The sequence below is a fragment of the Microbacterium sp. NPDC090007 genome (assembly GCF_044748345.1).
Lineage (GTDB): Bacteria > Actinomycetota > Actinomycetes > Actinomycetales > Microbacteriaceae > Microbacterium.
In genome coordinates this window covers 197,047-210,179 of sequence record NZ_JBIVFV010000003.1, presented here as the reverse complement: position 1 = coordinate 210,179, position 13,133 = coordinate 197,047, and the positions used below count along the sequence as shown (strand labels likewise).

Annotated in this window: 13 protein-coding genes; 10 read left to right on the top strand and 3 right to left on the bottom strand. The window is 70.0% G+C overall.

Annotated features, from left to right (window positions below):
• Window positions 1-80 precede the first annotated feature (80 nt).
• The 10 genes from pdxS (at window position 81) to ACIPVB_RS12160 (ending at window position 10,297) form a co-directional block, all read left to right on the top strand.
• Window positions 81-965, top strand: coding sequence for a pyridoxal 5'-phosphate synthase lyase subunit PdxS (gene pdxS / locus ACIPVB_RS12205; RefSeq protein WP_400369241.1), 885 nt, complete (start codon window positions 81-83; stop codon window positions 963-965).
• The gene (pdxT, locus tag ACIPVB_RS12200; RefSeq protein WP_400369239.1) at window positions 955-1,575 is read left to right on the top strand and encodes a pyridoxal 5'-phosphate synthase glutaminase subunit PdxT; all 621 of its coding nucleotides are present in this window, start codon (window positions 955-957) and stop codon (window positions 1,573-1,575) included. Before pdxS ends, pdxT begins: the two co-directional genes overlap by 11 nt.
• A gap of 10 nt (window positions 1,576-1,585) precedes the next feature.
• Window positions 1,586-2,344, top strand: coding sequence for a YebC/PmpR family DNA-binding transcriptional regulator (locus ACIPVB_RS12195; protein ID WP_400369237.1), 759 nt, complete (start codon window positions 1,586-1,588; stop codon window positions 2,342-2,344).
• A gap of 48 nt (window positions 2,345-2,392) precedes the next feature.
• A complete protein-coding gene (gene ruvC / locus ACIPVB_RS12190; protein ID WP_400369235.1) occupies window positions 2,393-2,995 on the top strand; it encodes a crossover junction endodeoxyribonuclease RuvC in 603 nt (200 codons plus the stop codon).
• A 9-nt stretch (window positions 2,996-3,004) separates the two neighbouring features.
• Window positions 3,005-3,625, top strand: a complete 621-nt coding sequence (gene ruvA, locus ACIPVB_RS12185) for a Holliday junction branch migration protein RuvA (protein WP_400369233.1) — start codon at window positions 3,005-3,007, stop codon at window positions 3,623-3,625.
• Complete coding sequence (gene ruvB / locus ACIPVB_RS12180; protein WP_400369232.1) at window positions 3,618-4,661, top strand: Holliday junction branch migration DNA helicase RuvB; 1,044 nt, start codon at window positions 3,618-3,620, stop codon at window positions 4,659-4,661. Before ruvA ends, ruvB begins: the two co-directional genes overlap by 8 nt.
• 84 nt (window positions 4,662-4,745) lie before the next feature.
• Entirely contained in the window at window positions 4,746-5,201 is a 456-nt protein-coding gene (gene yajC, locus ACIPVB_RS12175; RefSeq protein WP_400369230.1) for a preprotein translocase subunit YajC, read from the top strand.
• Window positions 5,202-5,246: 45 nt separating this feature from the next.
• A complete protein-coding gene (secD, locus tag ACIPVB_RS12170; protein ID WP_400369228.1) occupies window positions 5,247-6,953 on the top strand; it encodes a protein translocase subunit SecD in 1,707 nt (568 codons plus the stop codon).
• Entirely contained in the window at window positions 6,953-7,939 is a 987-nt protein-coding gene (gene secF / locus ACIPVB_RS12165) for a protein translocase subunit SecF (protein ID WP_400369225.1), read from the top strand. The genes secD and secF overlap by 1 nt, the downstream gene beginning before the upstream one ends.
• 108 nt (window positions 7,940-8,047) lie before the next feature.
• Window positions 8,048-10,297, top strand: a complete 2,250-nt coding sequence (locus ACIPVB_RS12160; RefSeq protein WP_400369222.1) for a RelA/SpoT family protein — start codon at window positions 8,048-8,050, stop codon at window positions 10,295-10,297.
• On the opposite strand, the gene ACIPVB_RS12155 is transcribed toward ACIPVB_RS12160, so the two are convergent.
• The 3 genes from ACIPVB_RS12155 to ACIPVB_RS12145 all read right to left on the bottom strand — a co-directional run bounded on the left by ACIPVB_RS12155 (window position 10,284) and on the right by ACIPVB_RS12145 (window position 13,091).
• Complete coding sequence (locus ACIPVB_RS12155; RefSeq protein ID WP_400369219.1) at window positions 10,284-10,934, bottom strand: type IV toxin-antitoxin system AbiEi family antitoxin; 651 nt, start codon at window positions 10,932-10,934, stop codon at window positions 10,284-10,286. The two genes, ACIPVB_RS12160 and ACIPVB_RS12155, sit on opposite strands and share 14 nt — an antisense overlap.
• A gap of 66 nt (window positions 10,935-11,000) precedes the next feature.
• Window positions 11,001-12,686: a DUF349 domain-containing protein gene (locus tag ACIPVB_RS12150; RefSeq protein ID WP_400369218.1), complete on the bottom strand. Its 1,686-nt coding sequence runs from the start codon at window positions 12,684-12,686 to the stop codon at window positions 11,001-11,003.
• 105 nt (window positions 12,687-12,791) lie between these two features.
• Window positions 12,792-13,091 carry a dioxygenase gene (locus tag ACIPVB_RS12145; protein ID WP_400369216.1) on the bottom strand — a complete coding sequence of 100 codons (300 nt, stop codon included), beginning with the start codon at window positions 13,089-13,091 and terminating at the stop codon, window positions 12,792-12,794.
• Between the last annotated feature and the right edge of the window lie 42 nt (window positions 13,092-13,133).

The window sequence follows — 13,133 nt, the reverse complement described above, 5'->3', positions numbered from 1 at the left end:
CAGCCTATGTCCTGAGCCATGCTACGGTTTGGCCTAAGCCAATAGACGCGCTTCCCGAGCGCGCACGGATCGGAGTGGACATGACCGACATCGGAACCCCCCGCGTCAAGCGCGGACTCGCCGAGATGCTCAAGGGCGGCGTCATCATGGACGTCGTCACTGCGGAGCAGGCCCGCATCGCCGAGGACGCCGGCGCCGTCGCCGTCATGGCGCTCGAGCGCGTGCCCGCCGACATCCGCGCCCAGGGCGGCGTGGCCCGCATGAGCGACCCCGACCTGATCGACGACATCATCGCCACGGTCTCGATCCCCGTCATGGCCAAGGCCCGCATCGGCCACTTCGTCGAGGCGCAGATCCTCCAGGAACTGGGCGTCGACTACATCGACGAGTCCGAGGTGCTCTCGCCGGCCGACTACGTCAACCACATCGACAAGTACGACTTCACCGTGCCGTTCGTGTGCGGAGCGACCAATCTGGGCGAGGCCCTGCGTCGCATCACCGAGGGGGCGGCGATGATCCGCTCCAAGGGCGAGGCCGGAACAGGAGACGTATCCGAGGCGACGAAGCACATCCGCACCATCACGGGCGAGATCAACGCGCTGCGAGCCAAGACGAAGGACGAGCTCTACGTCGCCGCGAAGGAGCTGCAGGCCCCCTACGACCTCGTCGCCGAGATCGCCGAGACCGGTACGCTCCCGGTCGTGCTGTTCACCGCCGGCGGAGTGGCGACCCCCGCCGACGCCGCCATGATGATGCAGCTCGGCGCCGACGGGGTGTTCGTCGGCTCGGGCATCTTCAAGTCCGGCAACCCCGCGCAGCGCGCCGCCGCCATCGTCAAGGCCACCACCTTCCACGACGACCCCAAGGTCGTCGCCGAGGCCTCGCGTGGACTGGGCGAGGCGATGGTCGGCATCAACGTCGCCGACCTCCCCGCGCCGCACCGCCTGGCCGAGCGTGGCTGGTAACAGCCCCCGCATCGGGGTGCTCGCGCTGCAGGGCGACGTGCGCGAGCACCTCGCCGTGCTGCGCGGCCTCGGGGCCGACGCTCACCCCGTACGCCGACCATACGAGCTCGCCGCCGTGGAGGGTCTCGTCCTCCCCGGCGGCGAGTCCAGCGTGATCGACAAGCTCGCCCGCGCGTTCGGGCTGTTCGAGCCGATCCGCACCGCCATCGCGGACGGGATGCCGATGTACGGCACCTGCGCGGGCCTGATCCTGCTCGCCGACCGCATCGACGGCGCGATCACCGGCCAGCAGACCTTCGGCGGCATCGACGCGCGCGTCGCGCGCAACGTCTTCGGCAGCCAGACGCAGTCCTTCGAGACCGACCTCGACGTGCCCGTCCTCGGCGATCCGCCCGTCCACGCCGTGTTCATCCGGGCTCCGGCGGTCGTCGAATGGGGGCCGGATGCCGTTCCTCTGGCATCCCTCTCCGATGGACGCGTCGTCGCGATCGAGCAGGGTGCGCTGCTCGGCACCGCGTTCCACCCCGAGTCGAGCGGCGAGGTGCGTTTCCACGAGCGGTTCCTCGACAACGTGCACCTCCGACGCGGCATCACCGCCCCCGCGCTCTAGACTGGAAGCTATGTCCGGACACTCCAAATGGGCCACGACCAAGCACAAGAAGGCGGTCATCGACTCCCGTCGCGCCAAGTCGTGGGCCAAGCTCATCAAGAACATCGAGGTCGCGGCGAAGCTCGGTGGAGCCGACCTCCAGGGCAACCCGACCCTCTTCGACGCCGTGCTCAAGGCCAAGAAGACCTCGGTCCCCAAAGACAACATCGATCGCGCGATCAAGCGCGGCGCCGGCATCGGCGGCGAGGCCGTCGAGTACTCCTCGATCATGTACGAGGGGTACGGGCCCAACGGCGTCGCCTTCCTCATCGAGTGTCTGACCGACAACAAGAACCGCGCGGCCGCCGAGGTGCGCACCGCCCTGAGCCGTAACGGGGGCACGCTCGCCGACCCCGGCAGCGTCGCCTACAACTTCAGCCGCAAGGGCGTCATCGTGGTCCCCGCCGAGGGCACCACCGAGGACGACGTCATGCTCGCGGTCCTCGAGGCCGGTGCCGAAGAGGTCGAGCCCCACGGCGAGGGCTTCGGCGTCATCACCGAGGCCAGTGACCTGGTGTCGGTGCGCTCCGCCCTGCAGGACGCCGGGATCGAGTACGACTCCGCCGACGTCGAGTTCGTCCCCTCGCTCAAGGTCGAGGTCGACGCCGACACCGCGCGCAAGGTCTTTCGCCTCATCGACGCGCTCGAGGACAGTGACGACGTGCAGAACGTCTACACGAACTTCGACCTGACCCCCGAGGTGCAGGCCGAACTCGAGAACGACGAGTAAGGGCGCGCCCTTCCTGCCGACGCGGCCCCTGTGCGTAGCGTGGGGGCCGTGTCCCGTTCTCTGCGCGTCCTCGGCATCGATCCCGGCCTCACCCGCTGCGGAATCGGGGTCGTCGACGTCGCGGCCGACCGCACCGCCACGCTCGTGCACGTCGGCGTGGTCCGATCGGCCACCAGCGACCCGATCGAGAAGAGGCTCGCGGCGATCGCCGCCGGCATCCGCACCGTCCTTTCCGCGCACGATCCGCAGGTCGTCGCGGTCGAGCGGGTGTTCGCGCAGAACAACCGCCACTCCGTGATGGGTACGGCGCAAGCCAGCGGCATCGCGCTCCTGCTCGCGGCGGAGCACGGCATCCCGGCCGCCACACACACCCCCAGCGAGGTCAAGGCCGCCATCACCGGATACGGCTCGGCGGACAAGCTGCAGGTGCAGACGATGGTCGCCCGAGTCCTGCGGCTGACGGAGCTGCCGCAACCCGCGGATGCCGCCGACGCTCTTGCGATCGCGTTGTGCCACGCGTGGCGCGGGGCGGCGGCATCCCCCTCGTCCGAAGCGACGCTCACCCCCGCCCAGCGGGCCTGGCGCGACGCCGAGAAGCGCCGCAGCCCACGGCCCCGTGTCGCTCGAACACATGTACGAAGCGGCGCGTAAACTGTCGGCATGATCTCCTCGCTGCACGGCACGGCGGCCCACGTCGCCGACGATTCGCTCGTGGTGGTGGTCGGGGGCGTCGGTTTCTCAGTCGCCGTCACCGCGCAGACGGCGCGCACGGTGCACGTCGGCGACGACGTCCGCCTGCACACCAACCTCATCGTCCGCGAGGACGCGCTGTCGCTGTACGGCTTCGACACCCGCGAAGAGCTCACCGTCTTCACCCAGCTGATCGGTGTCACGGGCGTGGGCCCCAAGTCCGCACTCGGCGTCCTGTCCTCGCTCACGGTGCCGCAAATCGCGCAGGCGGTGGCCGACGACGACGACGCCCCCTTCCGGCGCGTGTCGGGCATCGGCCCCAAGACCGCCAAGCTCATCGTCGTGCAGCTCGCGGGCAAGCTCGCCGTCGTCCCCGCCGCCGCCCCCGCCGCCGCGTCTGCCCGGGGCCAGGTGCCGCTGCAGGTCACGCAGGCGCTCATCGGCCTGGGCTGGAGCGAGCGCACGGCCGCCGAGGCTGTGGCATCCGTCGCCGAGAACGCCTCCGACGCCGACCGCGCGTCGGTCCCGTCCCTGCTGCGGCTCACGCTCGCTCTGCTCGGACCTGCGCGCAAGGAGAGCGTGAGTGGCTGACGTCCGCGACGCCGGGACGCCGGACGACGAGACGGAGCTCGCGATCGAGGGAGCCCTGCGCCCCGCGTCGCTCGACGAGTTCGTCGGCCAGCACAAGGTCCGCGGCCAGCTGCAGCTGCTGCTGGACGCCGCGCGCATCCAGCAGCGCTCGCCCGACCACATCCTGCTGTCGGGTCCGCCCGGACTCGGCAAGACCACGCTCGCGATGATCGTCGCCCACGAGAGCGGTCGGCCGTTGCGCCTGTCCAGCGGTCCCGCCATCCAGCACGCGGGTGACCTCGCCGCGCTGCTGTCGTCGCTGACGCCCGGCGAGGTCCTCTTCATCGACGAGATCCACCGCATGGCGCGCTCGGCCGAAGAAATGCTGTACCTGGCGATGGAGGACTTCCGCATCGACATCATGGTCGGCAAGGGCGCCGGAGCCACCAGCATCCCCCTCGACCTGGCCCCCTTCACCCTCGTGGGCGCGACCACGCGAGCAGGACTCCTCCCCAACCCCCTGCGCGATCGCTTCGGGTTCACCGCGCATCTCGAGTATTACGAACCCGAAGAACTCGAGCAGGTGGTCCGACGCTCGGCCGCCATGCTCGACGTCGGCCTGCCCCCGACCGCGCGGTCCGAGATCGCCCGCCGTTCCCGCGGCACCCCCCGCATCGCCAACCGCCTTCTGCGGCGCGTCCGCGACTACCTGGTGGTCAACGGCCCCTCGGTCGGGTCCGACGCCGGGCACGCCGACGTCCGCGTCGTCGGCGCGGCGCTCGATCTGTACGACGTCGATGCGATCGGGCTCGACCGTCTCGATCGGGCCGTCCTCGACGCCCTCGTCCGCCGTTTCCGCGGGGGACCCGTGGGGCTCAGCACCCTCGCCGTGTCGGTGGGGGAGGAGCCCGAGACCATCGAGTCGGTCGTCGAGCCGTACCTCGTGCGCATCGGCTTCATGGGGCGCACACCGCGCGGCCGCGTGGCCACGCCAGAGGCCTACGACCACCTCGGCGCTCCCCACCCGGACGGGCTGCTCCGGTTCGGCCAGGGGTGATGACCTATACTCGGCGAGGGATTCCCCGACCCCCGCTAGGCAGTGCCGCACGGCGCGCCTGATTTCGAAAGGTGCACCGCCTCGATGGATATCGCACGGTTCTTCGCTGATTACGGCCTCATCATCCTGCTCATCGGCCTGTTGATCTTCATGTTCTACAGCTCGCGCCGCCGCATGCAGAAGCAGAAGGCCGAGCTCGAGAAGAAGGCCCGCGAGACCGTCCCCGGCGCCGAGGTACTGCTGCAGGGTGGCCTCTACGGCACGATCGTCGACTACGACGGCGAAGACCTCGACAAGCCCGCCCTGGTCGAGATCGCCCCCGGCGTCGTGATCAAGGTCCACAGCCAGGCGGTGCTGCGCATCGTCGACCCGGTCGCCGGCGCCGTCACCGAGGACGAGTTCATCGAGGCCGAAGAGACCGAGTCCGAGTACGTCGCCGGCGTCGCCGACGGCGACATCACCTCGATCAGCGACGACCGCCGCTCGGCCCGCCCGTCCACCGAGACGGAGCCCACGGACAAGGACCGCCCCCAGGCCTGACCGCCCGCTCCGCCGTCCCCGCCCGCCGCACAGAAAGCCGACTCCGTGGCGCCCTCGACCCCTGTCCGCCATGCCTGGCGCGTGCTGACCGGATTGCTCGCCATCACCGGCGTGCTCTTCGGCATCAACGCCCTCGGCGTGTACGTCTACAACGCCAGTTCCTGGAGCCCCGAGCTCGCGCTCGACCTGCAGGGCGGCACACAGATCATCCTGCAGGCCCAGACCACCGACGGTGCCGCACCCGACGCCGAGCAATTGCAGCAGGCCGTGACGATCATCCGCCAGCGCGTCGACGCCTCGGGCGTCGGCGAAGCCGACGTGGCCACCGAGGGCGGGCGCAACATCGTCGTCCAGATCCCCGGCCAGGCCGATGACGCCACGCGGGAGCGAATCCAGAGCTCAGCCCAGCTGCAGCTGCGTCCCGTGCTGTTCACCGGCTCGCCCGCGACCACGTTCGTGGGCGAGGACGGCCAGTCCACGCCGTACCCGACGCCCGACCCGAGTCTGCCGGCCACGCCGACGGCGTCGCCGACCAACGCGAGCGACCCGGCGTACATCACGCCCGCGCTCCAGGCCCAGTTCCTGGCGTACGACTGCGCAAATCCGCCGAGCAACCCGGCGCAGGCGCCCACCGATCAGCCGATGATCACGTGCGGGCTGGAGGACGGCCAGAAGTACATCCTCGGACCGGTCGAACTCGACGGCACGGACATCACCGACGCGACCAACGGCCAGGAGCAGAACACCGGCCGGTGGGCGGTCAACCTGGCATTCAACGACCAGGGCACGCAGACCTTCGGCGAGATCAGCCAGCGCCTGTACGGTGCGCAGCCGCCGCTGAACCAGTTCGCCTTCGTGCTCGACGGCAGCGTGCTGTCGGCGCCGTCGATGAACGGCATCATCCTCGACGGCCGCCCGAGCATCACGGGATCGTTCACGCAGGAGTCCTCGCAGGCCCTCGCCGACCAGCTCAAGTACGGCGCACTGCCGCTGAGCTTCGAGGTCGTCAGCAGCGACACCGTCTCGGCGACCCTGGGTTCCCAGCAGCTCCAGGTCGGTTTCATCGCCGGCCTCATCGGTCTGGGCCTCGTCGCGATCTACTCGTTGATCGTCTACCGCGCACTGGGGACGGTGATCATCGCCTCGCTCGCGGTGATGGCGGTGTTGACGTACGCGGCCCTGTGCATCCTGGCGTGGCGTGCGGGCTTCCGCCTGTCGCTCGCGGGTGTCGCGGGCCTCATCGTGACCATCGGCTTCACGGCGGACTCGTTCATCGTCTACTTCGAACGCATCCGCGACGAGCTGCGCGACGGCAAGTCGATCACGGCGGCCGTGGAGGACGGTTGGTCCCGGGCGAAGCGGACGATCTACATCTCGAAGTCGATCAACGTCCTGGCCGCCGTGGTGCTGTACATCCTCGCGGATGCCACGGTGAAGGGTTTCGCGTTCACGCTCGGCCTCACCACCGCCATCGACGTGCTGATCTTCATCCTGTTCACCCACCCGGTGATGCAGCTGCTCGCCCGCACGCGCTTCTTCGGTTCCGGTCACCCCCTGTCGGGCATGGACCCCAACGCCCTCGGCGCGGTCTACCGGGGCCGCGCGCAGTTCCGGGCCCCCGTGGCGGATGCCGGACGCGTCAAGCGGTCGCGCGGTGAAGCCGCCCGGCGCCAGACGATCGCCGAACGCAAGCAGGCGGAGCTCGCCGCCGCCCGCGGCGATAGCCGCTCCACGAAGGAGGGAGACGCCTGATGCGCTCCATGTCGCAGCTCGGCAACGACCTCTACTCGGGCAAGACCTCCTTCCCGTTCGTGCAGCGTCGTCGCCTGTGGTTCATCATCGCCGCGGTCCTCGTGATCGGTGCGGCACTGGTGCCGCTGTTCCGCCCCGTGCAGTTCTCGATCGAGTTCACGGGCGGTTCGCAGTTCACCGTCTCCAACCCGGCATCCTTCGACCAGGGTCTGGCCACGCAGGCCGTGACCTCCGTGGTGCCCGACGCGACCACCCGCGTCACCACGATCAGCGATCAAGCCATCCGCGTTCAGACCGACCAGCTCGGCCCGGACGAGACGCAGGCCGTGTCGTCGGCGCTGTCCGGTGCGTACGAGGTGCCGCGGTCCGAGGTCACCGACTCGTTCATCGGCCCCACCTGGGGTGCCGACGTCACCCGCCAGTCGCTGTGGGGTCTGTCGATCTTCCTCGCCCTGACGTTCCTGATCCTCGCGCTGTACTTCCGCACGTGGAAGATGTCGGTGGCGGCGATCATCGGCCTGGTCGACGTGCTGGTGATCACGATCGGCGTGTACGCCCTCTTCGGCTTCGAGATCTCGCCGGCGGCCGTGATCGGATTCCTCACGATCCTGTCCTACGCGCTGTACGACACCACCGTCGTGTTCGACAAGGTCAGAGAGAACACCCACGAGGACGGCGAGATCTCGGGTCGCACGTTCGCGGAGTCGGTCAACCTCGCCGCGAACCAGACGCTGATCCGCTCGATCAACACCACCGTCGTCGCGATCCTGCCCGTCGGCGCGATCCTCTTCATCGGTGTTCCCCTCGGTGCGCGCACGCTCAGCGACATCTCGCTGTCGATCTTCGTCGGGACCATCGTGGCGGCCTACTCGACGCTGTTCGTCGCCGTGCCGATGTACGCGCTCCTCCGAGAGAAGGAGAAGCCGGTCGCTCAGCGCGACGCCCGCGTCCGGGCCGCGCGCGAGAAGGCGGGCGTTCCGGCCTGAGGCCGGGGCCCGTCCTCGCTCGCACGCCCGCTCCCGCCCCCGCGCGGCCCGCTCGTCGGGTCGCGCGGGGCATAGACTTGTCCGACTGGCCGTGAGGAAGGTGCGTCGATGACCGAGACGGCTTCCTCTGCGCCCCCGCCGTCCTCATTGCGACGGCTGGTCCCGCGCATCTTCTCGCGCGCGGCCCGCCGTGACGACGTCGACAAGTTGCTGCGCACGGTCCGCACGCATCATCCCAAGGGCGACCTCGCGATCATCGAACGCGCCTACGCCGTCGCCGACAAGGCGCACGACGGCCAGAAGCGTCAGAGCGGCGAGCCCTACATCACCCACCCGCTCGCCGTCGCGCAGATCCTCGCCGAGCTGGGTCTGGGCCCCAAAGCGATCGCCGCGGCGCTGCTGCACGACACCGTCGAGGACACCGGATACCCCCTCGACGAGCTCGCAGCCGACTTCGGCGACGAGGTCGCCATGCTCGTCGACGGCGTCACCAAGCTCGACAAGGTCAAGTACGGCGACAGCGCGCAGGCCGAAACGGTGCGCAAGATGATCGTCGCGATGTCCAAGGACATCCGCGTGCTGCTCATCAAGCTGGCCGACCGCCTGCACAACGCCAGGACGTGGGGATTCGTCCCCCCGCACAAGGCGGCCAAGAAGGCGACCGAGACGCTCGAGATCTACGCGCCCCTCGCGCATCGTCTCGGCATCCAGGCGATCAAGAGCGAACTCGAGGATCTCTCGTTCGCCGTGATGCACCCCAAGCTCTACGCCGAGATCGACAGCCTCGTCAAACAGCGCACTCCGCAGCGCGAGCAGTACGTGCAGAACGTCATCGACGCCGTCGACGCCGACCTGCGCGAGCTCCGGGTGCGCGGGCGCGTGATGGGTCGTCCGAAGCAGCTGTACTCCGTGTATCAGAAGATGGTCGTGCGCGGTCGTGAGTTCGACGACATCTACGACCTCATCGGCATCCGCATCCTCGTCGGCACCGTCCGCGACTGCTACGCCGTCCTCGGCGCGATCCACGCGCGATGGACGCCCCTGCCCGGTCGGTTCAAGGACTACATCGCCACGCCCAAATTCAACCTGTACCAGTCGCTGCACACCACGGTGATCGGTCCGGGTGGTCGCACCGTCGAGATCCAGATCCGTACGAACGAGATGCACCAGCAGGCCGAGTTCGGCGTCGCGGCGCACTGGAAGTACAAGGAGCGCATGGCCGGCGGCAAGACGGATGCCAAGGCCGTCGACGCCGACATGGCGTGGATCGCCCACATCTCGGACTGGCAGGCCGAAACCGCCGATCCGGGGGAGTTCCTCGACTCGCTGCGATTCGAGATCGGCGCGAAAGAGGTCTACGTCTTCACCCCGAAGGGTCGGGTCATCGGCCTGCCGACGGGCGCCACCCCCGTCGACTTCGCCTACGCCGTGCACACCGAGATCGGTCACCGCACGATGGGGGCCAAGGTCAACGGACGCCTCGTCCCCCTTGAGTCGACGCTGCAGAGCGGAGACGTCGTCGAGGTCTTCACGTCGAAGAACCCCGACGCCGGCCCCAGCCAGGACTGGCTCGGCTTCGTCAAGAGCACCCGCGCGCGCAACAAGATCCGCGGATGGTTCACCAAGGAGCGCCGCGAAGAGGCCATCGAGCAGGGCAAGGACTCGATCGCGCGTGCCATGCGGCGACAGAACCTCCCCCTGCAGCGCCTGATGAACCAGGACTCGTTCACCGAGGTCGCGCGGCAGTTCCACTACGAGGATGTCTCCGCGCTGTACGCCGCGGTCGGCGAGGGACACGTCTCGACGCAGTCGGTCATCGAGAAGGTCACGGCGCTCGTCAGCGCCGAAGAGACGAACACCGGTCCGATCGACATCCCCGTCGGCCGCAGTCGCGCCCCCCGCGGCGGCGACTCGGGCGTCCTGGTGCGCGGCGCGCCCGACATCCTCGTCAAGCTCGCCAAGTGCTGCACCCCCGTACCCGGTGACGACATCGTCGGGTTCGTCACGCGGGGCAGCGGCGTCTCGGTGCACCGCGGCGACTGCACCAACGTGCGATCGCTCAAAGAGGACCCCGACCGTCTCATCGACGTCGAGTGGGCTCCGACCACCAAGAGCGTCTTCCTCGTGCAGATCCAGGTCGAGGCGCTCGATCGCTCCGGTCTGCTGAGCGATGTCACCCGCGTCCTGAGCGAGCACCACGTCAACATCCTGTCGGCGACGGTGTCGACGACGAACGATCGACTCGCCCTCAGCAAGTTCGTGTTCGAGATGGGCGACACGGTGCACCTGGACCGGGTCCTCAACGCCGTGCGCCGTATCGACGCGGTGTACGACGTCTACCGCGTCACCTCGTCCTAGAGGGTCCGACCCGCGTGGTCGAGGACGGCCGCGGTGGTGTCTCGGTCGTCGGCCCCGGTTCGAGGTCCGCTCCGTCTGCGCCGCCGCTCCCGCCGCCGACGTCGTCCGGCGCTTCGTCGAGGATCCGCGTCGCGCGGCGGCCGTGCGGGAACTGGGGATGCCGCCTCAGCCACTCCGCGGCGGTGAGGCGCAGAAGGGGTGCACGCTGTGCCCAGGCCCGGGCGAGCCGGCACTCGCCCTCGTCGTCGGAGCGGGCCAGATCCACGAGAGTGCGCGTCGGTGACGTGACGTGGACTCCCGCGACGACCTCGACGTCGGACAACGCCAATCGCACGTCGTGGAACTCGACGCGCCCGCCGCTCACCGTGCGCACCCGCGTCGCGCTCACGCGCTGCAGGTGATGGCGCGACGGCTCGCCCATCGCGGCCCCGTGGATCCACGCGGCTGTGCTCCGGGTCGCGGCCCACCGCGAACCGAGCAGGGGCAGCAGACTGCGCGCCCGCATCCACGGGGTCTCGACGGCGTCCGCGGGGATGAACCCCTCGCCGAGCGCGACCAGGTGACCGTCGAGGCATGCGGCCGTGAGTTCGGCGAGCGAGAGACGTTCGTCGGCGAAGAAGACGAAGGGCGACACCATCCCGCCAGTGTGGCGGGACGGTGTCGCCCGTGACGCGCGCGGCGTCGATCCTGTGGAGAACCCCGGTCAGCCGCCGAGAGCGCGCAGCCAGGTGCGTCGCGCCTCGAGCGCTTCCGCCGCCTGCTTTGCGGCGCGGGCGTCGCCCCGCGCCTCGGCCTCGGCCAACTCGGCCTCGAGCTTGTCGATCGCGTCGGTGAGCTGGCGCGTCATGTCGTTCGCGCGGGCCTTCTGCTCGGGGTCGTTGCGCTTCCAGTCGGCGTCCTCGCGCGTGCGCACGCTCTGCTCGACCTTGCGCAGCTCGTCGTCGAGGGCGCGCTCCTTGTCACGCGGGAAGATCCGACCGATCTCGTCCCACTGGCGCTGGATCGCGGTGAGCTTCTGCCGGGCCGTGGCGAGGTTCTTCTCGTCGACGATCGGCGCAGCCTGCTCGAGCAGGGCGCGCTTGTGCTCGATCTTCTCTTTCGACGCCTCGGTCTCTGCCGACTCGCGCTCGATACGGGCGCCGTAGAGGGCGTCGCCGGCGGCCTTGAAGCGCGCCCACAGCGCGTCGTCGACCTTGCGTCCGGCACGGCCCGACGCCTTCCACGCGTCGAGCAGGTCGCGGTACGCGCCGATGCCGTCCTCTCCGCGCGGGGCGAGGGCCTCGGCGCGCTCGACCAGGCGAGTCTTGGTCTCACGCGCGGCCTTGTGGGTCTCGTCGAGGGACGAGAAGAACTCGCGCCGGTGGCGGTCGACCGTGCCGCGGGCGTCGCGGAAACGACGCCACAGCTGCTGAGCGGTCGACTTGGACAGTCGCGGACCGTTCTGCTGGTGTGCCTGCCAGCGATCGAAGAGGGCCGCCATGTCGGCCGTCATCTGCTTCCACTGCACCGTCTGCGGGTCGCGCGCGGCGAGAGCCTCGGCCTCTTCGACGATCGCGGTGCGCTCGCGCACGGCCTCTTCGGTGGCCTGCTTGGCCGCGGCCGCCTCGGTCTCGCTCGCTTCGGCGAGCTCGGACGTGAGCGCGTCGACACGGGCGATCAGCGCCGCGAGGTCACCCACCGCGGCCGCCCCGTCGAGCTTCGCGCGCAGCGCCTTGGCTGTGGAACGAAGATCGGATGCCGACGCCCCGCCGCGGCGGTGACGGGTCTCGACGAGCGTGACCTCGCCGGCGAGGTCCGAGAACTTGCGCTGGAAGTACGCGAGGGCCTCGGCGGGGGTCCCGTCGGGGTACTGGCCCACCACGCGCCATCCGTCGGCCTCGCGGACCGACACGGTACCGTCGTCGTCGACGCGGCCCCAGGGCTCGGTCGTCGTCGACGACGCGATCTTTCCCGGAGGCGGGCCCGGGATGCGGGCGCCGGGGCGCGGGGACGCGACGGGGGCGGCGGGCTGCTCGGGGGCGGCCTGCTCGGGGGCGGGCTGCTCCGTGCCGGACTCTTCGGTGCCGGCGTGCTCCGTACCGGACTCCTCGGCGCCGGACTCCTCGGTCGAGGCCTCGTCGCCGGCGGTTGCCGCGGCGGACGGCTGCTCTGCGGGAACGTCCTCTGCGGGAGCGGCCGGCGTCTGCTCGTCGGTCGCCGCGACGGCGATCTCGGTGTCGCCGGAGGACACGGCATCCGTCGTCGCATCGCCGTCACCGGCCACGGGCTCGACGGCGACGTCGTCGTCGAAGGCCTGTTCGTCGGCGGCGACCTCGGCAGAGGGATCGACTCCGGCGGCGTGAATGTCGTCGCGCGGGTCGGAGGTCTCGGAAGGGGAAACGGAAGACACGGATAGCACCTCATCGCGGCAGGACCGCCTGGGGGAGAAGGACCCTTCGAGCCTAGTACGAGCGGCCCCGCCGAGACAGGCTCCGGCCCCGCGAGGCCCCCGTGGTCAGGGCGCGGTCGTCTCCGCGGGCAGGGGCGAGGGCAGGGGCACGGGAGGGGCGGTCGTGGGTGCCTCGGGCGTCGACGTCGACGAGGGGGCGGGCTGCGGCATCCCGGGTCCGACCGTGAAATACGCGGTCTGGACGCCGATCGCCGCGAGGACGACGAGCAGTCCGACCCCGAGCCCGGCGACGTTGTCGCGCCGCCGCCGGCGCCCCTGGCGCTCGTGCAGCTCGACACGCGCCTGATAGGCGCGAGCGCGCTCGCGCTGCTCGCGGGTCTGTCGTTCTGTTCCTCGCGTCGCCACTTCGGCCTCCTCCGCCCACCCGGGCGAGACGATCCTACAAAG